Here is a 21,705-nt window from a genome sequence, read left to right on the forward strand (position 1 = left end):
AGAGGACAGACACACATGAGCACACTGGCCGGCAAGACCCTGCTGATGTCGGGCGGCAGCCGCGGCATCGGGCTCGCGATAGCCCTGCGAGCCGCCCGCGACGGCGCGAACGTCGTCATGCTCGCGAAGACCGCCCAACCCCATCCGCGGCTGCCGGGGACCGTCCACAACGCGGTCGCCGAAGTCGAGCAGGCCGGGGGAGCGGCACTCGCCGTCGTCGGCGACGTGCGCAAGGATGACGACGCCCACCGCGCCGTGGACGCCGCGGTCGACCGGTTCGGCGGCATCGACATCGTCGTCAACAACGCTAGCGCCCTTGACCTGCGCGGCACCCGCGAGATCGCGATGAAGAGCTACGACCTCATGCAGGACATCAACGCGCGCGGCACGTTCTTGCTCAGCAAGCTCGCGATCCCGCACCTGGAGCGCAGTGCGCACGCCCACATCCTCACCCTGTCCCCGCCGCTGGATCTGCGGCCCAAGTGGGCCGGCTCCTACCTCGCCTACACGATGTCCAAGTACGGCATGAGCCTGGTGACCCTGGGCCTTGCGGAGGAACTGCGGGAAGCGGGCATCGCCGCGAACTCGCTGTGGCCGCGCACCACGATCGCCACCGCCGCCGTGGCCAACCTCCTCGGCGGCGACGAGGCGCTCGAACGCGCTCGCACCCCGGAGATCATGGCCGACGCCGCGCACGCGATCCTCGTCCGCGATCCCCGCTTCTGCACCGGGAACTTCTTCCTCGACGACGAGGTGCTCGCCGACGAGGGTGTCACCGACTTCGGCCGCTACCGCGCAGGCAGCGGCGACGAGCCGCTGGAGGCCGACCTGTTCCTCGACCCGGTGGAGGTCCGGTGAACCCCGTCGCCTACGACTTCCACGACAACGTTGCCCGCATCCGCCTGTGCGACGGCGCACGCGGCAACCCGATCAACCAGACCACAGTGGACGCCCTCGCACGGGCGGCCCGCCGGGCCCGCGCGGACGACGCACATGTGGTCGTCCTGTCCGCCGAGGGCCGCGCGTTCAGCTTCGGCGGCGACGTGGCCGCCTTCGCCGAGCCCGGCGACACCGAGCAGCGCATCGATGACCTCGCCGAGACGCTGCACCGCGCCGTCAGCGACCTGCACCGGATGAACGCCGTGGTCGTCTCGGTGGTGCACGGCGTGGCCGCCGGCGCGGGATTGTCGCTGGCGGCTGCGGCCGACCTCGTCCTCGCCGGGGAGTCGGCCCGCTTCACCCTCGCCTACACCAAGATCGGCTTCTCCCCGGACGGCGGCAGCACCCTGCTGCCCGCCTCGCTCGGACTGCACCGGTCGCTGCGGCTGGCACTGCTCAACCCGGTCCTCACCGCGCACGAAGCCCGCGAGGCCGGGCTCGTCGCGGAGGTGTTCGGCGACGACCAGCTCACCGACGGCGTCGAAGCCGTCGTGCACCAGCTGCGGACCGGTTCCCGCGCCGCGCAGGTCGCGACGAAACGGCTGCTGCGCGAGACCGCCACCCCGGGCGCGGAAGCAGCACTGCGCCGGGAGACATTGTCGATCCGTACCCGCGCCGCCAGCCCCGACGGTCGCGAAGGCGTGGCCGCTTTCCTGGGCAAACGGGCGCCGCGGTTTCCCGGGACAGCAATGTCCCCCTAACAACTCGTTTCATAATGAAGTCGGCAGCTTGCGGTAGCAGATGAGGACGCAGGCCAGGTGCATGAGGCCAAGGTGGATGTCGGCTCGGCGTTCCCAGCGGATCCGTAAACGCTTGAACTGGTGCAGCCAGGCGAACATCCGCTCAACTACCCATCTGATCTTGCCGAGACCGGAGCCGTGAGCGGTGTTCTTGCGAGCGATTCGCGGGACGATGCCCTTGTCTCGCAGGGTCTTGCGGTGATGGTCGTAGTCATAGCCGCGGTCGCCGTAGAGCCAGCGCGGGCGCTGACGAGGCCGGCCGCGTTTCCCGCGGATCACTGGAAGCGCCTCGACCAGCGGTATGAGCTGCGTGCTGTCGTGCCGGTTGCCACCAGTAACAGACACCACGAGCGGAATACCGTTGCCGTCGGTGATCACATGGTGCTTGGAACCGAGCCGAGCCCGATCGACGGGCGAGGGGCCCGTCGCTTCCCCCCTTTCAACGCCCGTACATGCGACCCATCCACCACCGCCACATCCAGATCGAGCCGATCCAGCGCTCGCAGCTGGTCAAGCAAGAGCTTGTGCACCGCGTCGAACACCCCGGCCTCGGTCCAGGCCCGCAACCGACGCCAACAGGTCACCCCGGAGCAGCCGAACACCTCACGCGGCAGCTCCCGCCACGAGATCCCGGTCTTGAGCACGAACACGATCCCCGCCAACGCCGCCCGGTCATCCACCGGCAACCGACCCGGATACCGACTCCGCCGCACAGGCCTCGGCGGCAGCAACGGCTCCACCCGCTGCCACAGACTGTCGGGAACCAACTTCTCAATCACCACATCAGCATGCCCACACTTGATCAACTACGGCCAGCAGACGCGCCGATCATTTTGAAACGAGTTGTAAGTGCACTGGGTCACAGATCGCTCCCGCTCGTATCGTCCGGCCAGCGCTGATGCGTGCGTCCGAGTCAAACCGAACGCCCCAACGGCGGGGCGGAACGGAGCAGTGATGAGCGGGAAGCTGAACGAGGTCGGGACGGGGATCAACCTCTTCGTCGCCGGGGAGGTGCGTGGTACCGCCCGGTGGTTCTACGACACGGCCGACGTGCTGTCGATCGACGACGACGATCTCGACGACACGATCGCGTTCGTCAACAAGGGCGGCATGACGTTCCTGTCGCCGATCCTGCCCGACCTGCGGGCCATCGTCTGCACTGCGGGAAGCCGTGAGTCGCACCTGGCGATCTTGTGCCGCGAGTCCGACGTGCCGTGCGTCCTCGCGGCCGAGCTGAGCACCACGGTGGCCGACGGGGACACCGTGGTGCTCGACCTCGCCGACGCCGACGCCGCCCGCGTGGCCGTGGCCGCCGGGGTGGTGACGGCATGACGGCCCAGCTCACGACACCCGCGAACGTTGACGCGATCTACACCGACCCCTCCTACGAGCCGACGCTCGAGGAGTGGAACTGGCTGGTGCACACCGCGGGCGCGGCCTACAAGTCCGAGCTCGCCGCCCGCACCGTGTTCGAGTCCGAACTGTTCGGGATGAACACCTACATTCTGATGTCGATGATGGAGGACTACCTCCGCGTCCCGGAGCGCATCCGCACGATCCGGCGGCACGCCACCCCCACCGAGCTGGTGCGCAAGACACTGCCGATCGGCACCAAGCGCAGCTTCATCAATCTCGCGGCCATGCCGCTGCACTACCTCACGGGCCGCGAACTGTTCGTCGACCTCGGTGAGAACACGCTCGCCGACGGCCTCGACGACCAGCTCGAGGTGCTGCGCTTCTGGCGGCAGGCCACCATCGCCATGCGCACCGACGGCGTGCTGTTCAACATGGACGCCGACCCGGCCGACAGCTCGCACGTCGTCGACGATGCGCTGCTCGCCGAGATCCGAGACCAGCTGGTGCCCGCCGACGAGACCACCAAGGCCGGCATCCGCAAGTTCGGCGCCCGGCTGACCGCCTACGCGTTCCTGGAGAACTGCGACGCCCGCACCGCTGTCTGCGACACCGGCCCCTACCAGTTCGACGACGGCACGTTCCTCGCGCTGCGCGAAACCTGCGCCGACGGCGACGGCGACTTCCCGTGGGTCGATGGGATCCGGGAAACCCTGCCCTACCACCACTTCGTCATCGCCCACCGTCTGCCCGGGACCGTCAAGATGGACAACAACGTGTGGGGCACCGCCTGGTTCACCCCCAGCGACTACCAGTCCGAGATCCTTGAAACCCGCGTGTTCTGCGCCGACGGCGGCACCCTGCGCCCGCTCGGCCCGGCCGAGGTCGCCGAGGCCACCAACGCGATCCGCTCCGCCCACCGCGCGCTCTACCAGCGCCTCGCCGAAACCGATCCCGAGCAGCGCAACCTCTACGCGACCCAGATGTACGCCTGGAAACTCAAGGCGTGGGCGCGGCTGGCCGGCTGCTACGACGACATCGACTGGAGCATCACCCCGCGTATCGCGCGGTCCTACGACAAGTTCAGCGTTCCTGACCTGGCGTTGCGCCTCATCGGCGGCGTGTTCGTGCCCCAGGACCGCGACAGCTGTTTCCGCCCACTCGGAGGTTCCCGATGACCATCCTCGGCAAAGGCGCTCCGTCCTACTTGTTCGCTCCCGTCACCGGGACGGTCCGGCACTTCCGCTCTCCCGACGACGTCATCGCCTCGCTGGAGTCCGATCTGGAGTCGACGATCGCGCTCGTGGCCTCCGGCGGCACGACATTCCTTTCCCCCATCCTCGGCCGCCTCGGCGGGATCGTGTGCCTCGACGGTACTCTGCGCTCCCACCTCGCGATCGTCTCGCGCGAGTTCGAGGTGCCCTGCTTGGTCGGCACCGATCTGCCCGAGGACCTGACCGACGGTACCGAGATCGTCCTGGACATCGAGGACGGCACCGGTGTGGTCCGCCAGGCCGAGGAAACCTCGGCTGACGTTTCCGACGCGTGGTGGTCCTACATCCGTCGGGTCGGCGACGACATCGCGGTCAACGACTTCGACCTCACCGTGTCCCCGGCGGCCCTGGACCGGCTCATCGCCGAAGAACTGACCGACGACCGGCTTGACGACCTCGTGCAGCACATGGGCCGCGCCTTCAAACCGGAGATGACCCGGCGCTCTGGGTTCACCTCCGAGCTGTTCCCGATGCTGCCCTACATGTCCCTATCAGTTATCGAGGACTTCCACAGCTATGCCGCGCGCGTGGCCGCGATCGACGCTGCCATGCCCGCCGAGGAACTGGGCAAGCGGCTGCGTGAGGGACCGAACCAGGTGAGTCCGCTGTGGATCTGGATGATCGGCTACCACTACCTTTGCGGACGCGAGTGCCTGATCAAGATGGGCAAGCTCGCCCCGAGGGAGCGGCGCGAAGAGATCCGCACCGTCGTCGACTTCTGGCGCAGGCTCACCCTGGCCCACCGCGGTGACGGGACGCTGGACTACAAGGACGCCGGGTTCACCAACCGCTACCTGCCAGCCGGTGTCGTCGACGAGCTGACCCGCGCCGCGACCACACTCGGCGCGGCCGAGTCCAAGGCGCTCAAACGGCTCAACGCCACCGTGTCCGGCTACTCGTTCCTGTACTTCTGCGACTCGCGCGTGGGCATCTGCGACTCCGGACCCTACCCGCGCGGAGGCACCCGGCAGACCATCGTGCGCGACTACCTGTCGCTGGGCCCGAGCGCGTGGGCCTACCCGTGGGCGCAGGACCTCGAACCGGCCTACGCGGGGCTGACGATGGCGCTGACCTTCGACCGCACCGCCTTCACCGAGTTCGAGATCAACGACTGGGGCACCACGTTCACCGAACCCGACCAGCTACTGGCCGCGGTGGACGAGGCCGCGGTCTTCGGCTACCGTCCCGACGGCGCCCGCGAACTCCTTCCACCCTCGGCGTGGCCAGAGGTTGCCGCCGACCTCAGCCGCCAGCACATGAAGCTCTACCAGCGGTTCGCGGCGATGGACCGGCGCGAGCGGATCTTCGCCGCTATCACGATGTACACCTCGGGACTGCGCCCGTTCGCCGCAATCGCCGGTGTCACGGACCGGATCGACTGGTCGTTCTCGCCCGGCACGCTGGCGCTCTACCCCGACCCGTTCGACGACGACGACCAGGCGGCGGCCATCTTCGGTGGCGCGCTCGTCGCCAACGACATGCCGGGCTCGTTCTCGCCGGTGCGCTAGCTCGTCAGGAAGGAGGCGCCATCGTGCGCCAGTCGATGCAGAAGATCGTCCCCGCGGACGAGCTGCTCTGCCACCAAACCCCCGAGACGTTCGCGACGATCAGCCAGGCCGACATCTCCTGGACCGAGAAGCTGTGGGCATCGCTGTTCGCCCGCGACGGCTCGCTCCAGGTGGACTGCGGCATCGGCAAGTACCACAACCGCAACGTCATCGACATGTTCGCCGGCATCTCCCGCGGCACCGAGCAGCTGACCGTGCGGGCGAGCCGCCGCCTGGACTCCGACCCGGATCGGGTCGGAGTTGGCCCGCTCGACTACGAGGTCGTCGAACCGCTCAAAGCGGTCCGGTTCGTGCTGCGGGAGAACCACCTGCTGCCCATCCGGTTCGATCTCACCGTCACCGGGGTCCTGCCGCCGTTCCTGGAGGCCAAGGACGGACAACGCGAGCCCGACGGGTTCCGCATCTGCTCCGACCTGCTGCGCTACCACCAGGCCTCGACGGTATGCGGACGCATCTGGATCGACGGCGAACAGATCGAGGTGCGCGACGACGAGTGGTTCGGATTCCGCGACCACTCGTGGGGCGTGCGGATGGACGTCGGCGAGCCACCGCCGGACGTGCACCGCAGGCAACGGCTCGACGGGAACTTCATCCTCACCTGGAGCCCGATGTGGATGCGAAACCCGGACGGCACCAGCTACGAGGTGCACCACTACCACCAGTGGGTCGACGGGAAGACGACCTACTTCTCCGGGTTCGTCAACCACCCCGACGGCACGCAGACCCCGTTGCACAACGTGCAGGACGAGCTGAAGTTCGACCCGGTCAACCGGCGCCTGCTCGGCGGCAAGATGACCTTCGACGCCGGATGGGGCCAGACCCGCACCGTCGAGATTGAACCCGCCAGTGACACCGGGTTCCACCTCGGCACCGGACTGTACTTCGGGTTCAAGGGCCACCGGCACGGCACCTGGCTCGGCGAGTCCCATCTGGACGGTGAGCGCTACGCCGACGTGTCCGATCCGGACACCGCCCGCGAGGTGCACCAGCTGCGGGACTGCGTGATCCGCTGCCGCGAAGGCGACGCCACTGGCTACGGCATCTTCGAGTCGATGGTCATCGGTGAGCACCCGCGCTACGGGCTGACCCGGGAATCGTCCTTCCTGTAACGCGAAACGAGAAAGCGGGGCTGGATCCACCGGCACCGCTTTCTCTTGTCGGGTCAGATCCGCGACGAGCGGGCCAGCAACGCCAGCTCCATCCGCGACTGGCACCCGGTCGCGGACAAGATCCGGCTCACGTACTTCTTCACGCTGTCCTCAGCCAGCGACAGCGTGTCGGCGATCTGCGCGTTGGAGAACCCGTCCGCCACGAGCTGCACGACCTGCCGCTGCCGCTCGGACAACCGCCCCAGCGCGGCCTGCGGGCGCGACACCGGAAGGCCCCGACAGATCACCGACAACTGCCTGCTCAGCAACCGCAGCGTCGACAGCTCGGACACGCCCAGCTTGTCCTCCTGAGGGTCGAACATGCCCACCAGGGCGGTGTGCCCGCCGGGCAGTTCCAGGCGCAGCGCGGCCGCCGCCTCCATACCCCACGTCGAGATCAGGAAATGGCGTACGTAGGCCTCCGCCGACGCGGGCAGCGGCCCTTGCGAGGTCAGTTCGACCAGCGAGGACACTCCACTGGACACCAGCTGGCGCATCGCCGCCGGCGTGCCGAACACGTCGTAGCGGGCCCAGCGGTCCTGGTACTCCGGCAGCATCTTCGCCGTCTTGCCCTCGGTGAGCGGCGTGACGTCACCGAAGACGTTGTGGAACGTGGCGCCGGCGAAGAACGACACGTGTTCGAGCGCGAAGTGTTCACGCAGCGCGTCGACGACGCTTTCCTTGAAATCCACCACGCACGCGGCGGTGTCGCAGCACTCGAGGACACCGAAAGCCCGTTCGTAGTCGCCGGTGCGCAGGCTGGTTCGTTTCGGGGAACGAGCCCGGCGCTGCGGGGACGTGGCCGTCTTCGTCGATGCCGGACTGTCCACCAACGTGGACTGGGTCACAGTCGGGATCGTACCTAGCTTTGGGGGCCAGCGAAAGGCAACGAACCTACAGCGAGGTGGCGATGTCCGAATCGACGGTGAGTTCCCCCAAATGGGGATCGACGGAAATGCTGCCGTTACCGGGACGGTTCAACGGTGCCTTGCGTGCACTGGCCGCGCGGCGGTTCGCGGCGACCGGCGCGCGGTGGAAGGACGTGGTGTTCGAGCGGCAGTTCGACCTGTTCTCCCTCGCCGACGCGCGCGCGGTCGAGCAGGAAGCGCTCGACGAGGGCTACCGGTTCGACTTCTCCGCGACGGTGTCGCTGGAGTCCGAGCCGGACAAGTACAAGTGCCCTGAGCGCGAGACGCCCGCCTTCACCGACGGCGGCACCAACGCCGACGGCCGCAGGCAGGTCGGCGTCGGCGACAACGTCATCCGCAAGTCAGCGACCGTCACCGGCCCGGTCGCGCGGATCTCCAGGATCGAACAGGTGATGGGCTACCTCGCCGACGGCATCCCCGAAGGCACCATCGCCGTGATCGACGATTCCGGCGGCACCCTGACCGCGCCGATCATCGAGGGCTTCGCCGGCGTCATCTGCCTTGGCGGCACCGTTCGGTCCCACCTGGGAATCCTGGCCCGCGAGTACGACGTGCCGACCCTGATGAACTGCAAGATCGACACCCTCAGCGACGGCGATGTCGTCGAGCTGGAGGTGACCGCGGCACCCCCCGCGGCCGACGCGTACGAGACCGGCGACACCGGGCACGCCCGGATCTGGCTGGTCGGGAACGAGGGCTGAACCATGGCGGAGCTGAACTACCGGTCCCTGCTGGAGACCAACAACTACCTGCGCACCCTCTCCGACACCACGTACTGGCTGTGCATCACGCGCACCGTGCAGGAGTCGAAGTTGTTCCCGATGAACCCCTACATGCTGCTGAGCTACCTCAACTCGTTCTACCGGCTGCCCACGCTGCTGCGCGAGATCGACGCCGCGACCCCGGCCGAGGAGCTCGGCGACCGCGCCCGCGAGGTCAGCCTCAAGGTCGACACCGTCAACGCCGCGTGGGGCATGCCCGCGTTCTACCTCATCGGCCGCGAGATGCTGGTGAACTGGGGCCTGCTGCGGCCCGGCGACGCCGTGGAGGACGTCGTCGACGTGCTCGACTTCTCGCGCCGGTTCAACCTGGCCTACCACCGCACCGACGGGCACATCACCAACAAGGAGTTCGGCGACCGCAGCCAGTTCCTGCCCGAGCGCACCCTGCAGGTGTTCGAGGCCGACCTGCACGGCGTCACCCCTGGCGACCGCCTGCACACCGCCGCGACCAAGCTGGTGGCGCAGCTGTCGCAGTACGCGTTCCTCGCGCACTGCGAATGCCGCATCGGGCTGCACAACAGCGGGCCGTACAACTTCGGCGAGGGCCGCCAGCTGATCGTGCGGGACTTCTTCGACCTCACCGAGGGCGACTACCCGTGGCTCGACGGCATCGCCACGCGCCTGCCGGTCAACAACCTCACGATCCCGATCGTGTTCAAGGACACGAACTTCCACCTCATGGACGACTGGGCCTCGTTCGAAGCCGAGCCCAGCTACAACGCCGCCAACATCGCCGCGGTCGGGATGTACACATCGGATGCCCTGACCGACGGTTACGTCCCGGTCGGGATGGACAACGCCGACACGCTGGCCGAAACCATGGAGCAGTACCGCGAAATCCTCAACGAGGCCACCGCGGACCTGTGGAAGCGCATCGCCACCTGGACGCGCGAGCAGATGATCGACGCCGGTGCGCTGGTGTATTCCTCGGTGGCCAAGGACTTCGCCCACCTCGCCGGCACCTACCGGCAGGAGGACTGGCTCTCCCTCGACGACCGCGTGCAGCGGTTCAAACCGCTGATGAACGACGAGTACGGGCGCGACAACCTCGGCGAAATGGTGGGGCTGCTGGGTTTCCCGCACCAGAAGACCAGCGAGTACAGCATGGCCCGCTACTCCGGGCTCAACCAGAACATGCTCACCGGCATCCCGTACTCGGTGCTCACCGACGACGACTACGCGCCGACCGCGGGCTCGACGCTGTCCGGATCGAGCAGCCTGCCCGCCAAGAACGGGTTGTGGACGACCAGCGCGGGCCGGATCGACCTGGACGAGTACAACCGCAGGGCGCGCGGGTTCACCCCCGCGGTGCTGCAGGGCGCGAACCGCTACCGCGACGAGGAATGGGTCAAGTGGCACCACGGCAGCGCCGAGGCCGACGAGCTCTACCGGCTGGCCCAGCGCGGCTCCCGCAACCTCGAGGGCCGCGGCTCGGGCCTGCGCCGCGCCGACCTGCCCGGCGCCGTCGAGGGGACCAGCGGTGCAGATCGGTGACCTGATCCGCCGGGCCGGCCGCCAGTTCGGGACCGCGCCCGCCCTCATCGACGGCGACCGTGCGGTGAGCTTCGCCGAGTTCGACGAGCTCACCGACCGCCTCGGCAACGCACTGCTGGCCCGCGGCCTGGCGGCGGGGGACCGGGTCGCGGTCCTCATGCCCAACGGCATCGACGGCGTGGTCGTCTACTACGCGCTCGCCAAGGCCGGGCTGGTGCGAGTGCCGCTCAACAGCCGGGAGACCGCGCACGAACTCGCCTACAAGATCGAGGACTCCCAGGCCCGTGCGCTGGTCCACGCCGGGGAGGCGCCCGCGCCGGTGGAGGTGATGATCCCGGCGGACGGGCTGCCGGACCTGATCGCCGCCGCCCCGGCCGCCCCCTGCGACGTGCGCCGCGACCCGGACGCGCCGCTACGGCTGGCCTACACCGGCGGCACCACCGGCAAACCCAAGGCCGTCGTGCTGACCACCCGCAGCGAACTGGCCGAGGTGGCGAACTTCCTGGTCGACCTGCTGCCCAACCTGCACCCCGGCTCGGTGATGCTGCACGCCGCGCCGATCACGCACGGCAGCGGCGCGTTCTTCCTGCCGCACCTGGTCAAGGGCGCCCCGAACGTGATCCTGCCGAAGTTCTCGCCCGAGGCGTTCCTGGACGCGGCGAGCAAGTACCGCGCGACCTCCACGTTCATGGTGCCGACCATGATCGCGATGCTGCTGGAGGACCCGGCGACCGCTTCGGCGGACCTCGCGCTGGAGCGGCTGTGCTACGGCGGCGCGCCGATCGCGACCACCGTGCTGCAGCGCGGGATCGACACGCTCGGGCCGGTGTTCACCCAGCTCTACGGGCAGGCCGAGGCGCCGCTGGCGATCACCTGCCTGCAGCCGTGGGAGCACACCCCGGACCGGCTCACCGCCGCAGGCAAGCCGTACACGTTCGTCGAGGTTCAGGTCCGCGACATCGACGGCAAGGTACTCGCGCCGGGTGAGGTCGGCGAGGTCCTGACCCGCGGCCCGCACACCATGAGCCGCTACTGGCGGCGCCCCGAAGCCACCGCCGAGACCGTCGAAGACGACGGCTGGCTGCACACCGGTGACATCGGCCGCTGGGACGACGAGGGCTACCTGCACCTGCTCGACCGGCGCCACGACGTGATCATCAGCGGCGGGTTCAACGTCTACCCGCGCGAGGTCGAGGACGCGCTGCTCGGCCATCCCGCCGTCGTGTCCGCCGCGGTCGTCGGCCTGCCGGACGAGAAGTGGGGCGAACGGGTCGCCGCCGCAGTCGTCACCCGCGCCGCGGCCGAGCCCGGCGACCTCATCGCCTTCTGCGCCGAGCGCCTGGCCGGGTTCAAACGGCCCCGCACTGTGGAGATCTGGCCGGACCTGCCCATCAGCCCGGTCGGCAAGTCACTGCGCCGCGAGGTGCGCGACCGCATGGTCGCCGCGCGCGGCTGACCCACACCGAAAGGACTTCCGATGCTCGACCCCTACGAGCTCACCGTGCACTCCCTGACCCTGCGCCAGCTCGGCACCGCCGAGCAGCTGGCCGACATCACCGGCCAGGACGTCGCCGAGGTCGAAGCCGGCCTGGAGAAGGCGGTCGCCGCCGGCTTGGTGATGGCCGCGCGCGGCAGCTACCTGATCACCCCGGCGGGCCGCGAGCACCTCGACGGCATCTACCCGCGCGCGTTCGAAGGGCTGCGCGCCGACCCGCAGGTCGCTGCGGCGATGGAGGCGTTCGAGACCGGCGTCAACAAGCAGGTCCTCGCGCTGACCACCGACTGGCAGACCATAGAGGTCGACGGCGCGCGCGTCACCAACGACCACGGCGACGCCGACTACGACGCCACGATCATCGACAAGCTCGGCCGGGTGCAGGAGAAGACCGCGAAGGTCTTGCGGCCGCTGTCCGACGCCGACCCGCTCGTGGACCGGTTCCTCGACCGCATCGGCACGGCGCTGACTCGTGCCGAGGGCGGCGAGACCGACTACGTCAGCGGGGTGCGCGTCGATTCGGTGCACACGGTGTGGTTCCAGATGCACGAGCACATCCTGCGCCTGACCGGGCGGGAGCGTCCGGAATGACCGCCACGACGGGGTTCCGCTGGCTGGTCGTCCCCGAGGCGGACATGCCCGAGCCGAGCCGGGAACTCGTCGGCGGCAAGGCGTGGAGCCTGTGGCGGATGCGTTCCCTCGGGCTGCGCGTGCCACCCGCGTTCGTCGTCACCACCAAGGCGTGCGCGGCCTACTTCGAAGACGACGACCTGCCCGAAGGCCTGTCCGATGAGCTGACCGCCGGCATCCGGCACATCGAGGACCAGCTGGGCCGTACCTTCGGCGGCACCGAGCGCCCGCTGCTGGTCTCGGTCCGCTCCGGCGCGGCGATCAGCATGCCCGGGATGATGGACACCATCCTCGACCTCGGCTGCAACGACAAGGTCGAGGGAGCGCTGGCGGCCGAATCCGGCGACCCGGAGTTCGCCGCCGAGGTGCACCGCCGCTTCACCGGGTTCTACGGGCGGCTGGTGCTCGGCTGCACCGAGGACCTGGAGGACCTGCCCGACACCGCCGCCGTGCGCGCCGCGATCGCCGAGGATGTCGGTGAAGCCGTGCCTGCCGACCCGTGGGAGCAGCTGCGGGCCGCGGTGGCCGCCGTGTTCCGCTCCAGCCGGTCTCGGCGGGCCATGGCCTACCGCAAGCACTACGGCATCCCGGAGGACCTCGGTACCGGGGTCACGATCCAGGCGATGGTGTTCGGCAACCTCGACGACGACTCCGGCACCGGCGTGCTGTTCACCCGCAACCCCGTCGACGGCACGCGCGAACCCTACGGCGAGTACCTGCCGCGCGGGCAGGGCGAGGACGTCGTGTCCGGCCGCGTCACGCCGAAACCGCTGGCGCACCTGGCACAGCGCTGGCCGCGAGTGCACGCCGAGCTGCTCGCCGCCGCGGATTGCCTCGACCGCGAGGGTCGCGACGCGCAGGACATCGAGTTCACCGTGCAACGCGGTGAGCTGTTCCTGCTGCAGTCCCGGCCGGCCAAGCGGACGGCCCGCGCCGCGGTGCGAATCGCGGTCGACCTGGTCGACGAGGGGGTGCTCGACCCGGCCGAAGCGCTGACCAGGGTGACCGCGGAGCAGGTCCGCACCCTGTTGCGACCGGAGATCGCGCCCGGCGCCGCCGAGGGCGCGGAGCTGCTGGCCGAAGGGGTCAGCGCGAGCCCGGGCGTGGCCACCGGCGTCGTGGTGGACACGCCGGAGGCGGCGCAGGCCCACCCCGGCTGCGTGCTGGTGCGCAAGTCCACCAGCCCGGACGACGTGCACGGCATGATCGCCGCCGCGGCCGTGGTCACCGAGCAGGGCGGCGCGACCTCGCACGCCGCGGTGGTCAGCAGGGCGCTGGACACCCCGTGCGTGGTCGGGTGCGGCGCGGGCACCGTGGACACCCTGACCGGCCGCACCGTGACGGTCGACGCGACCGCGGGCCGGGTCTACGCGGGCGAGCTGGCGACCTCGGCGGTCGACGAGCGCGAGGACGCCGACCTGCAGCGGCTCACCGAATGGGCGGAGGCCGCCTCGCCGGTCCGGGCGCGGGCCGACGGTGCCGTGGAGCCGGTCTTCGACGGCGACGCGGCTGACGTCGGCGAGGAGCTGCCTGCCATCCCGCTCGGCACGAAGACCGTGCGCGGGGCGGTGTTCTGCACTCCGGATGGGGTGCGGGCCGCTCTCGACGCCGGCGTCGAAGTGATTCTCACGCCGCACCGGCTGCCGGTCCTGCTCGCCGCCATCGCTCACGACAGGAGGACGTCATGACTAAGCCCGAGCGGGTAACCCAGCGGGAGGTGCGGGAGATCCTGCGCACGTTCCAGGAGTCCGGCTGGTCCGCGATGACGCTGGAACTGGACCGTATGCGGATCACCGTCGGCAAGGACGGCCCGCCCGCGGCGGCTGCCCCGCGCCAGGCCGCCGCGGCCAATGTCGAGGCGGTCACGATGGTAGCCGAGCCGGCGGCCCCGGCACCACCGCCGGCCCCCGCCGCGGTGGCTCCGCGACCGCCGGCTTCATCGCCGGCCGTCGACACCACCGGGTGCGTCGAGGTGCGGTCGCCCGCGGTCGGGTCGTTCTGGGTGTCGCCGAGCCCGGGCGAGCCGCCGTTCGTGCAGGTCGGCCAGCAGGTGCAGGCGAACGACCAGCTCGCGATCGTCGAGGTCATGAAGCTGATGAACCCGGTCGTCGCGCCCCAGGCGGGGGAGATCGTGCAGGTGTGCGCCGCGAACGCCGAGCTCGTCGAGTTCGACCAGGTGCTGTTCCTGATCAGGCCGGGCGATGAGTAGGCCGCTCCGCCGGGTGCTGGTGGCCAACCGCGGGGAGATCGCCGTCCGCGTGATCCGGACCTGCCGCGACCTCGGCATCGAGACCGTCGTGATCACGTCCACAGTGGACCGCGACGGGCTCGCAGCCCGGATGGCCGATCGGGCCGTGTGCATCGGCCCGGCCCCGGCCACTGCGAGCTACCTCGCGATCCCGTCGGTGCTCAGCGCCGCGCTGGGCGCCGGCTGCGACGCCGTCCACCCCGGCTACGGCTTCCTGTCGGAGAACCCCGACTTCGCCGCCGCGTGCGTCGCCGAGGGGCTCACCTTCGTCGGTCCCCGGCCGGAAGCGGTGGCGGGCGCGGGGGACAAGGCCCGTGCCCGCGAGCTGGCCCGCTCGGCCGGAATCCCCGTCCTGTCCGGCTCACCGGTGCTCGGCACGGCCGGGGACGCCACGCGCGCCGCCGCCGAACTCGGGTACCCGGTGCTGGTCAAAGCGGCGTCCGGCGGCGGCGGGCGCGGGATGTCGGTCGTGGAGGACGAGACCGAACTGCGCCGCCGCTGGCCCTCGGCCGCGGCGGAGGCCCAGTCGGCCTTCGGCGACGGACGGCTGTACGTGGAACGGTTCATCCGCCGCGCCCGGCACATCGAGGTGCAGGTGCTGGGCGACAAGCACGGCGCCGTCATCCACCTCGGCGAACGCGACGGCACGCTGCAGCGGCGCCACCAGAAGGTGGTGGAGGAGTCCCCGGCACCGAACCTGCCCGAGACCGTGCGCGCGGACATCCGGCGCAGCGGGGTGCGCTTCGCCGAAGCCCTCGGGCTGGACAGCGCTGGCACGGTCGAGTTCATCTACGACGCCGACACCGGCGACTACGCCTTCCTCGAATTCAACGCCCGCATCCAGGTCGAGCACCCGGTCACCGAGATGGTGACCGGCGTGGACCTCGTCGCCGAGCAGTTGCGCTCGGCGACGGGCGAGCCGCTGCGGCTGGCCCAGGACGACATCCGGCTCGGCGGCCACGCGATCGAGGTGCGGCTGACCACCGAGGACCCGGCGCGCGGGTTCATCCCCAGCCCGGGCACGGTGCGGACCTGGGCACCGCCCGCGGGGGAGGGGATCCGGGTCGACACCCACTGCGAGCCCGGCTACGTGGTGACGCCGTACTACGACTCGCTGCTGGCCAAGGTGATCGCCCACGGCCCGGACCGGGACACCGCCGCCGACCGGATGGTCGCCGCCCTCGGCGAGCTGCGGGTGTCCGGGGTGCCCACCACCGCCGGGTTCGCCCGGGCCACCCTCGACCACCCCGACTTCCGCGCCGGCGACGTCACCACCGACTGGATCGGCAGGCGCGGCCTGCCCGACTACCTGGAGAAGAGCGCATGAGCTACCTGGACCGCGCCCCGCGCAACCCCGACGGCAGCCGCCGCCGGATCGAGATCGTCGACCAGACGCTGCGCGACGGACCGCAGAGCTGGTGGGGCATGCGGCTGCGCAAGGACATGGGCCTGCCGATGGCCGCGGAACTGGACCGCACCGGGTTCCACACCATCGACCTCGTCGGCAGCTCGATCTTCGAGGTCCTCGTGCGGCATTGCAAAGAGGACCCGTGGGAGCAGCTGATCTCACTGTCGCGGGCCATGCCGGAGACCACCGTGCGCGCGGGCACCCGCAGCAACGGCATCGTCACCTTCGGGCTGACCGCGGACAGCGTGATGGACCTGTGGGTGCAGCGCCTGTGCGCGCACGGCATCGGCAGCTTCTGGATCTACGACGGGCTGTTCAACACCGACAAGATCGGTCGCCTGGTCAAGACCGTGCAGGCCGAAGGCGCGCAGGCGCTACCGTGCATCCTCTTCGCCGACAGCCCGTACCACACCGACGAGTACTACGCGGCCCGCACGCGGGAGCTGGTCGCCCTCGGCGCCGACGGCATCGAGCTGGAGGACGCGGCCGGTCTGCTCACGCCGGGGCGCACCTGCACGCTCGTCGCGGCCATCAAGCAGGCGGCCGGGGACCTGCCGGTGGAGATCCACTTCCACAGCAACAACGCGCTCGCCCCGCTGAACTACCTGGAAGGGCTGCTCGCCGGGGCCGACCGGGTGCACACCGTGAGCCGCCCGCTGGCCGCCGGGGTTTCGCTGCCCTCGACCGAGAACACCGTCGCGAACCTGCGGTACGCGGGGTTCGACGTGGACCTCGACGAGTCCCGGTTCGGCCCCGTCGAGGAGCACCTGCTGCGCGTGGCCGAGTACGAGGACCTGCCGGTGGGGCAGCCGGCCGAGTACTCGCTGTTCCAGTACCGGCACCAGCTGCCGGGCGGGATGGCGGGGACGTTCAAGGCGCAGCTGCGCGACCGGGGCATGGAAGAGCGCTTCGAGGAGGTGCTTGACGAGATGTCCCGGGTGCGCGAGGAGCTCGGGTATCCGGTCATGGCCACGCCGTTCTCGCAGCTGGTCGGCACCCAGGCGGTGCTCAACGTGGTGACCGGCTCGCGCTACTCGGTGGTGCCGGACGAGGTGCTGATTTACGCGCACGGCTTCTACGGCAATCCAGTCGCGCCGATCGACGAGGACGTGCTCGACAAGATCATGACTTCGCCGAAGGCGAAGAGCTACGACAGCTGGGAGCCGCCGCAGCCGAGCCTGGCCGAGCTGCGCGCGCGGTTCGGCCAGGTCAGCGACGACGAGCTGATCCTGCGATTGCTGGTGCCGGAGAACGACATCGACGTCATGCGCGCCACGCCGCAGCGCCACCGCGACTTCGCCCCGACGAGCAAGCAGGTGCGGTTCATCCGCGAGCTGGTGGAAACCTCGGTGGGCGCCTACCTGCACATCGAGGCGGGCGACTTCGCGCTCACCCTTGAAGGGGGCCACTGATGTCCGGGCTGGGCGTGGACCGTCCCATCAAACGCCGGGCCGGATCGGCGGTCGGCGGCCTGCCGGTCGCCGACTCCCGCCCGGTCCTCGCCGGGGACGCGGTGCTGGGCTCGCGCTGTACCGCATGCCGGTACCCGTCGGCGCAGCGGGAGCTGCCGTGGTGCCCGGTCTGCTACGCTCCGGCGGCGGAGGAGCGGTTCGCGGTGACGGGTGCGGTGTGGTCGTCGACGGTCGTGGAAATCCCGGTCGGCACCCGGAAACCGCCGTTCGGGCTGGCCTATGTGGACCTCGACGACGGCCCGCGCGTGCTGGTCCACCTCGCCGAGCCGGCCGTGCTCGGCCCCGGCGCGCGGCTGCGGATCACCGGAACCGACGACGGTGACCTGGTCGCGGCCATGGAGGTGCGGGCGTGACCGAGCCGATGCTGTGGGGCGTGGGCACGTCGGCCTACGGCAGGTTCCCGGACCGCCGGGTCGAAGCGCTCGCCTGGGAAGCCGTGGCCGAAGCGGTGCGGGACGCGGGTGTGTCGCCGGGGGAGATCGACGCGATCGTGGTCGGTTCTGTGTTCGGCCCGCCGGGCGTGGCCACCCGGGTCCAGCGGGGTCTTGGCATCCCCGGCGTTCCGATGTGGACCGTTGAGAACGCCTGCGCCAGCGGGACGAGCGCCTACCACGAGGCTGCGGAGGCGGTTCGCCTCGGCCGGTTCGGATGCGTGCTGGTGCTGGGCGTCGAGCAGATGTCGACGCTGTTCTCCGGGGCGATCGTGCCGGAGGCGACCGACCCGGAGGGCGCGTCGTCGCTGCCGCTGCCCGGGTTGTACGCGCTGCAGGCGCAGCGATACGTCGCCGAGTTCGGGGTGACGCCGGAGCAGCTCGCGGCGGTCGCGGTGAAGAACAAGCGCAACGGGCTGGACAACCCGCGCGCCCAGCTGCGCTCGGCCGCGCCGACGGTGGCGGAGGTGCTGGCCTCGCGGATGATCGCGCGGCCGCTGACGTTCCTGCAGTGCTGCCCCACCAGCGATGGCGCCGGGGCGGCGATCGTCGGCGGCGACCGCGGTAACCGTCGCGACCTGCGGATCGAGGCCTCGGCGATGGTGTCCGGCGCGCTGTGGGACCACCGCAGCGCGGACGTGTGGGGCTTCGCCAGCGTCGCCCGGGCCGCCGAGGCGGCGTTCGCGCAGGCCGGCCGCACCCCCGCCGAGATCGACCTGCTCGAGGTGCACGACGCGTTCACCATCGGCGAGATCATCACCCTGGAAGCAGTCGGGATCGCGCCGCGAGGCGAGGGCGCGGACCTGGCTCCCTCGGGACACACCGCTCGTGACGGCGCCCAGCCGGTCAACCCCAGCGGTGGTCTGCTGTCGCGCGGACACCCCCTGGGCGCGACCGGCATGGCGCAGCTGGCCGAGATCGCCTGGCAGCTGCGCGGCGAGGCCGGGTCCCGCCAGGTCGCGCGGCGCCGCGTCGGCCTGGTAGAGACGATGGGCGGGGGAGCGGCGGGCATGGACGGCAACGCCTGCGTCGTCACGATCCTCGCGCCGCAGACGTGAGCCTGTATCCGGGGCTGCTGGGGTTTCGCGACCTCGGTGGCCTGCGTTTGAGTGACGGCGGCCGGGTGCGGCACGGTGTGCTGTTCCGCAGCGGCACGCCGCAGTTCTTCGACGCGGACACCGCGCGGGCCCCGGTGTCCGACACCGGGACCCGCTCCACGGTGGACCTGCGGCTGCGGCAGGAGATCGCCCGGGAGGGGCGGGGCCCGCTCGACGAGCTGGGTGTTCGCCACATCCCGGCGTCCTTCCGGATCGGTGTGGTTGCCGAGGAGGCCACGGTGGCGCCGATGGACCGCGACGCCCCCCTCGTCACCCGCTACCTCGGGAACCTGGAGGAAGACGCCGCCACGGTCGTGTCCCTCGTGCCGCGGCTGCTGGAGCCGGGTGTGCTGCCTGCGCTCGTGCACTGCACGGTCGGCAAGGACTCCACGGGCGTCGCGGTGGCACTCGCCCTGGACGCGGTGGGGGATCGCCGCGAGGACATCGCGGCGGACTACGCACGCGATCCGGAGGACGTGGCGGCCGGGATGGACCGGTTGCGGAACGTGGCCTCCTACGTGCGGCCGTGGCGATCTACACACCCGAGGGCTGGACCGCGCCGCCCGAGGTCGTGCTCCGGTTCCTGGGCCAGGTCGATGCCCGGCACGGCGGGTCGCTGGCGCTGATGCGCGAGCACGGGGTCACCCGATGGCGACATCACCAAGCTGCGCGAGGTGCTCGCGGGCACCACCCGGGCGGGACTACGTGGTCACCCGGTCCCGCCCGACCGCCGCGGCGGGCAGGCTCGGAGCAAGTCCGCCAACGTCGACGGGAGTCCGAACAATGGGAAGTCTTGACGGAAAGGTCGCTCTGGTCACCGGCGTCGCCCGCGGCCAGGGGAGGCCGTACGCCATCCGGCTCGCAGAACAAGGCGCCGACCTGATCATCGTGGACATCTGCGGCCCGGCGCCCACGGTCGAGTACCAGGGCGCCACCCCGGCGGATCCCGCCGAGACCGCCAAGCACATCGAGAAGGCCGGCCGCAAGGGGGGTGGCGCACGAGGCCGACGTGCGCGACCTGGCCGGGCTGCAGGCGGCCGTCGCCGACGGTGCGAAGCGACTGGGACGGCTGGACATCGTGGTTGCCAACGTCGCCCTCCCGATCGATGCGGGCGCGATCGTCAAGATGCGAGGCACGGCGAACGGCCGGGCCCCTGCGAGGGACCCGGCCGTTGCTCGTTGCGCTCAGACCGAAGCGGTAAGGGCGGCGCCGTTGTGGAAGCGGCTATGGTGGAACACCAACGGCGCGGTGCCGTCGCCGGTGGCCAGCGCGACCACCCGGCCCACGACGATGGTGTGGTCGCCGGCCGGGTGCTCGTCGGTGATCTCGCACTCCAGGTGCGCGTGCACCCCGTCGAGCACCGGGCTGCCGAGCACGCCCGGCCGGTGCGGCACCCCGGCGAACCGGTCGCCGGGGCCGCTGAATCGCCGGGCGATGTCCTCCTGCCCGGCCGCCAGGACGTTCGCGCAGAACCGTCCCGCCGCGTGGATGCGCGGCCACGTCGTGGACGTGTTGCCCGCGCAGAACAACACCAGCGGCGGCGCGAGCGACACCGAGGTGAACGAGCTGACCACCATCCCGGCCCCGCCGGCCGCGGTCACCACGACCACCCCGGTGGTGAACCGGCTCAGGGTGGCGCGGTAGGTGGCGCTGTCGAAATTCATCCGGCCCTCCTCCAGTTCTCCGCGACACCGGTGATCTCCAGCCGGTGCCGCCGCGCGAACAGCGCCGCCTCCCCGGGGCCCGCCATCCGGCGCGGATCCCGTTCGGAAACCAATCCGCACAGGACAGCCGCGGCGGACAGGCCCGCCTCCAGGGCCAGCTCTACCGAGGCCTCGACGACGCCCGGGTTGCCACCGGCCCACGCCCGCAGCGGCACGGTGTGCCCCGGCCGCTGGAAGTCGTCGGGCACGGTTGCCGGAGCGGCGAGCAGGCGGGCGGCCCGGCAGCGGTCGGCCGCCGAGATCCCGGTGCTCACCCCCTCGGCGGCGTCCACGGCCACGGCCTGGGCACACCGGTGCGGGCCGAGTGCCGTCACCGGTGGCAGCGCCAGCCGGTCGCACGCCTGACCGGTGATCGCCACCCGCACGAACCCGGATCCGTGGCGGATCAGGAACGCCATCGTGCTGGTGGTCACCGCCTGAGCCGCGACCACCAGCTCCGCGGTGCCGTGTTCGTCGAGCACCACCACTGGCCGTCCGGCCGCCAGCGCGGTGGTCACCCGGGCGCCCATGGCTCGCCCCTCAGCCGTAGTCGTGGTACTCGACGACCAGGCCGTCGCGCACCGTGTAGCGGCTGCACAGGTCGATCCGGGCGACCTCACCCGCGGTGGCGAACCCGGGCACGTCGGCCTGCGCGGTCCCCACCCAGGTGTGTTCGATGATCACCGAGTCGCCGTCGGTGTGGCGGGCCCGGCGGTTCTCGAAATGCTTGTCCGGGAACGCGGCCTCGAAGCCCTTGACGATGTCGCCGAACGCGTTCTTGTCGCTGAGGTCGACGCCCCGGTTGTGGTGCACCACCCGGATGTCCTCCGCGCACAGGGCGAGCAGCCGGTCGCGATCGCCCGAGTTGTACGCCTCGACGAAGCGCTCGGCGACCTCCACCGGTTCCTGACTGGTCATCGTGACTCCTTTCGACACCGTCGTCGGTTTCCGCCGGTGACACTGCCCGCCCGCGGCCGCCCGCGGGACCGGGAT

General features: G+C 70.6%; 22 protein-coding genes. 17 read left to right on the top strand and 5 right to left on the bottom strand.

All coding sequences use genetic code 11. The features are described from left to right. Positions 1 to 15 precede the first annotated feature (15 nt). Both AMYTH_RS0102760 and AMYTH_RS0102765 read left to right on the top strand, forming a co-directional pair. Positions 16 to 858 carry an SDR family oxidoreductase gene (locus AMYTH_RS0102760; protein ID WP_027929021.1) on the top strand — a complete coding sequence of 281 codons (843 nt, stop codon included), beginning with the start codon at positions 16 to 18 and terminating at the stop codon, positions 856 to 858. Then, positions 855 to 1,640, top strand: coding sequence for an enoyl-CoA hydratase/isomerase family protein (locus tag AMYTH_RS0102765; RefSeq protein ID WP_027929022.1), 786 nt, complete (start codon positions 855 to 857; stop codon positions 1,638 to 1,640). Before AMYTH_RS0102760 ends, AMYTH_RS0102765 begins: the two co-directional genes overlap by 4 nt. Before the next feature lie 9 nt (positions 1,641 to 1,649). Here AMYTH_RS0102765 and AMYTH_RS47560 read toward each other — a convergent pair. Further along, positions 1,650 to 2,458, bottom strand: a protein-coding gene (locus AMYTH_RS47560; RefSeq protein WP_157360499.1) for an IS5 family transposase whose coding sequence is annotated in 2 segments (ribosomal slippage) — positions 1,650 to 2,107 and positions 2,107 to 2,458 — 810 coding nt in all. Because the reading frame shifts where the segments join, the coding sequence is not laid out codon by codon here. Between the two features lie 175 nt (positions 2,459 to 2,633). On the opposite strand from AMYTH_RS47560, the gene AMYTH_RS0102780 reads away from it, so the two are divergent. The 4 genes from AMYTH_RS0102780 to AMYTH_RS0102795 are packed head-to-tail and all read left to right on the top strand — an operon-like array spanning position 2,634 to position 6,983. Then, positions 2,634 to 3,011, top strand: a complete 378-nt coding sequence (locus AMYTH_RS0102780) for a PEP-utilizing enzyme (protein WP_027929025.1) — start codon at positions 2,634 to 2,636, stop codon at positions 3,009 to 3,011. Further along, the gene (locus AMYTH_RS0102785) at positions 3,008 to 4,210 is read left to right on the top strand and encodes a hypothetical protein (protein ID WP_027929026.1); all 1,203 of its coding nucleotides are present in this window, start codon (positions 3,008 to 3,010) and stop codon (positions 4,208 to 4,210) included. The genes AMYTH_RS0102780 and AMYTH_RS0102785 overlap by 4 nt, the downstream gene beginning before the upstream one ends. Further along, positions 4,207 to 5,814 carry a PEP-utilizing enzyme gene (locus tag AMYTH_RS0102790; RefSeq protein WP_027929027.1) on the top strand — a complete coding sequence of 536 codons (1,608 nt, stop codon included), beginning with the start codon at positions 4,207 to 4,209 and terminating at the stop codon, positions 5,812 to 5,814. The genes AMYTH_RS0102785 and AMYTH_RS0102790 overlap by 4 nt, the downstream gene beginning before the upstream one ends. A gap of 23 nt (positions 5,815 to 5,837) precedes the next feature. Continuing rightward, positions 5,838 to 6,983 carry a hypothetical protein gene (locus tag AMYTH_RS0102795; RefSeq protein WP_027929028.1) on the top strand — a complete coding sequence of 382 codons (1,146 nt, stop codon included), beginning with the start codon at positions 5,838 to 5,840 and terminating at the stop codon, positions 6,981 to 6,983. 53 nt (positions 6,984 to 7,036) lie between these two features. Here AMYTH_RS0102795 and AMYTH_RS0102800 read toward each other — a convergent pair whose 3' ends face one another. Continuing rightward, positions 7,037 to 7,870: a helix-turn-helix transcriptional regulator gene (locus AMYTH_RS0102800; RefSeq protein ID WP_027929029.1), complete on the bottom strand. Its 834-nt coding sequence runs from the start codon at positions 7,868 to 7,870 to the stop codon at positions 7,037 to 7,039. A 140-nt stretch (positions 7,871 to 8,010) separates the two neighbouring features. Between AMYTH_RS0102800 and AMYTH_RS0102805 the strand changes: the two genes are divergently transcribed. The 11 genes from AMYTH_RS0102805 to AMYTH_RS43545 are packed head-to-tail and all read left to right on the top strand — an operon-like array spanning position 8,011 to position 19,634. Then, entirely contained in the window at positions 8,011 to 8,652 is a 642-nt protein-coding gene (locus tag AMYTH_RS0102805; RefSeq protein WP_209440734.1) for a PEP-utilizing enzyme, read from the top strand. A gap of 3 nt (positions 8,653 to 8,655) precedes the next feature. Continuing rightward, entirely contained in the window at positions 8,656 to 10,227 is a 1,572-nt protein-coding gene (locus tag AMYTH_RS0102810) for a hypothetical protein (protein ID WP_027929031.1), read from the top strand. After that, on the top strand, positions 10,214 to 11,683 hold the full coding sequence (locus AMYTH_RS0102815; protein WP_027929032.1) for a class I adenylate-forming enzyme family protein: 1,470 nt from the start codon (positions 10,214 to 10,216) through the stop codon (positions 11,681 to 11,683). The genes AMYTH_RS0102810 and AMYTH_RS0102815 overlap by 14 nt, the downstream gene beginning before the upstream one ends. A gap of 21 nt (positions 11,684 to 11,704) precedes the next feature. Then, complete coding sequence (locus AMYTH_RS0102820; RefSeq protein ID WP_027929033.1) at positions 11,705 to 12,313, top strand: hypothetical protein; 609 nt, start codon at positions 11,705 to 11,707, stop codon at positions 12,311 to 12,313. After that, positions 12,310 to 14,040, top strand: coding sequence for a pyruvate, phosphate dikinase (locus AMYTH_RS0102825; RefSeq protein WP_027929034.1), 1,731 nt, complete (start codon positions 12,310 to 12,312; stop codon positions 14,038 to 14,040). The genes AMYTH_RS0102820 and AMYTH_RS0102825 overlap by 4 nt, the downstream gene beginning before the upstream one ends. Next, a complete protein-coding gene (gene accB / locus AMYTH_RS0102830) occupies positions 14,037 to 14,561 on the top strand; it encodes an acetyl-CoA carboxylase biotin carboxyl carrier protein (RefSeq protein ID WP_027929035.1) in 525 nt (174 codons plus the stop codon). The genes AMYTH_RS0102825 and accB overlap by 4 nt, the downstream gene beginning before the upstream one ends. Further along, on the top strand, positions 14,554 to 15,927 hold the full coding sequence (locus tag AMYTH_RS43540) for an acetyl-CoA carboxylase biotin carboxylase subunit (protein WP_037322178.1): 1,374 nt from the start codon (positions 14,554 to 14,556) through the stop codon (positions 15,925 to 15,927). Before accB ends, AMYTH_RS43540 begins: the two co-directional genes overlap by 8 nt. Further along, positions 15,924 to 17,420 (top strand): carboxyl transferase, encoded by a 1,497-nt coding sequence (locus tag AMYTH_RS0102840; RefSeq protein WP_027929036.1) that lies wholly within the window; start codon positions 15,924 to 15,926, stop codon positions 17,418 to 17,420. Before AMYTH_RS43540 ends, AMYTH_RS0102840 begins: the two co-directional genes overlap by 4 nt. Next, positions 17,420 to 17,833, top strand: coding sequence for a Zn-ribbon domain-containing OB-fold protein (locus tag AMYTH_RS0102845; RefSeq protein WP_027929037.1), 414 nt, complete (start codon positions 17,420 to 17,422; stop codon positions 17,831 to 17,833). The genes AMYTH_RS0102840 and AMYTH_RS0102845 overlap by 1 nt, the downstream gene beginning before the upstream one ends. Continuing rightward, positions 17,830 to 18,969: a thiolase family protein gene (locus tag AMYTH_RS0102850; protein ID WP_027929038.1), complete on the top strand. Its 1,140-nt coding sequence runs from the start codon at positions 17,830 to 17,832 to the stop codon at positions 18,967 to 18,969. Before AMYTH_RS0102845 ends, AMYTH_RS0102850 begins: the two co-directional genes overlap by 4 nt. Further along, complete coding sequence (locus AMYTH_RS43545) at positions 18,966 to 19,634, top strand: tyrosine-protein phosphatase (RefSeq protein WP_051362479.1); 669 nt, start codon at positions 18,966 to 18,968, stop codon at positions 19,632 to 19,634. Before AMYTH_RS0102850 ends, AMYTH_RS43545 begins: the two co-directional genes overlap by 4 nt. Positions 19,635 to 20,193: 559 nt before the next feature. Here the strand turns inward: AMYTH_RS43545 and AMYTH_RS43550 are convergent. The 3 genes from AMYTH_RS43550 to AMYTH_RS0102870 are packed head-to-tail and all read right to left on the bottom strand — an operon-like array spanning position 20,194 to position 21,630. Further along, complete coding sequence (locus AMYTH_RS43550) at positions 20,194 to 20,673, bottom strand: flavin reductase family protein (protein ID WP_027929039.1); 480 nt, start codon at positions 20,671 to 20,673, stop codon at positions 20,194 to 20,196. After that, the gene (locus tag AMYTH_RS43555) at positions 20,670 to 21,242 is read right to left on the bottom strand and encodes a 3,4-dihydroxy-2-butanone-4-phosphate synthase (protein ID WP_051362480.1); all 573 of its coding nucleotides are present in this window, start codon (positions 21,240 to 21,242) and stop codon (positions 20,670 to 20,672) included. Before AMYTH_RS43555 ends, AMYTH_RS43550 begins: the two co-directional genes overlap by 4 nt. Positions 21,243 to 21,252: 10 nt before the next feature. Then, positions 21,253 to 21,630 carry a nuclear transport factor 2 family protein gene (locus AMYTH_RS0102870; protein WP_027929040.1) on the bottom strand — a complete coding sequence of 126 codons (378 nt, stop codon included), beginning with the start codon at positions 21,628 to 21,630 and terminating at the stop codon, positions 21,253 to 21,255. Between the last annotated feature and the right edge of the window lie 75 nt (positions 21,631 to 21,705).

The sequence above is a fragment of the Amycolatopsis thermoflava N1165 genome (assembly GCF_000473265.1).
Lineage (GTDB): Bacteria > Actinomycetota > Actinomycetes > Mycobacteriales > Pseudonocardiaceae > Amycolatopsis_E > Amycolatopsis_E thermoflava.

Coding starts and splice junctions, on each gene's coding strand:
- AMYTH_RS0102760 (WP_027929021.1), top strand. CDS start 16: ATGAGCACACTGGCCGGCAAGACCCTGCTGATGTCGGGCGGCAGCCGC.
- AMYTH_RS0102780 (WP_027929025.1), top strand. CDS start 2,634: ATGAGCGGGAAGCTGAACGAGGTCGGGACGGGGATCAACCTCTTCGTC.
- AMYTH_RS0102785 (WP_027929026.1), top strand. CDS start 3,008: ATGACGGCCCAGCTCACGACACCCGCGAACGTTGACGCGATCTACACC.
- AMYTH_RS0102790 (WP_027929027.1), top strand. CDS start 4,207: ATGACCATCCTCGGCAAAGGCGCTCCGTCCTACTTGTTCGCTCCCGTC.
- AMYTH_RS0102810 (WP_027929031.1), top strand. CDS start 8,656: ATGGCGGAGCTGAACTACCGGTCCCTGCTGGAGACCAACAACTACCTG.
- AMYTH_RS0102820 (WP_027929033.1), top strand. CDS start 11,705: ATGCTCGACCCCTACGAGCTCACCGTGCACTCCCTGACCCTGCGCCAG.
- AMYTH_RS0102825 (WP_027929034.1), top strand. CDS start 12,310: ATGACCGCCACGACGGGGTTCCGCTGGCTGGTCGTCCCCGAGGCGGAC.
- accB (WP_027929035.1), top strand. CDS start 14,037: ATGACTAAGCCCGAGCGGGTAACCCAGCGGGAGGTGCGGGAGATCCTG.
- AMYTH_RS43540 (WP_037322178.1), top strand. CDS start 14,554: ATGAGTAGGCCGCTCCGCCGGGTGCTGGTGGCCAACCGCGGGGAGATC.
- AMYTH_RS0102840 (WP_027929036.1), top strand. CDS start 15,924: ATGAGCTACCTGGACCGCGCCCCGCGCAACCCCGACGGCAGCCGCCGC.
- AMYTH_RS0102845 (WP_027929037.1), top strand. CDS start 17,420: ATGTCCGGGCTGGGCGTGGACCGTCCCATCAAACGCCGGGCCGGATCG.
- AMYTH_RS43550 (WP_027929039.1), bottom strand. CDS start 20,673: ATGAATTTCGACAGCGCCACCTACCGCGCCACCCTGAGCCGGTTCACC.
- AMYTH_RS43555 (WP_051362480.1), bottom strand. CDS start 21,242: ATGGGCGCCCGGGTGACCACCGCGCTGGCGGCCGGACGGCCAGTGGTG.
- AMYTH_RS0102870 (WP_027929040.1), bottom strand. CDS start 21,630: ATGACCAGTCAGGAACCGGTGGAGGTCGCCGAGCGCTTCGTCGAGGCG.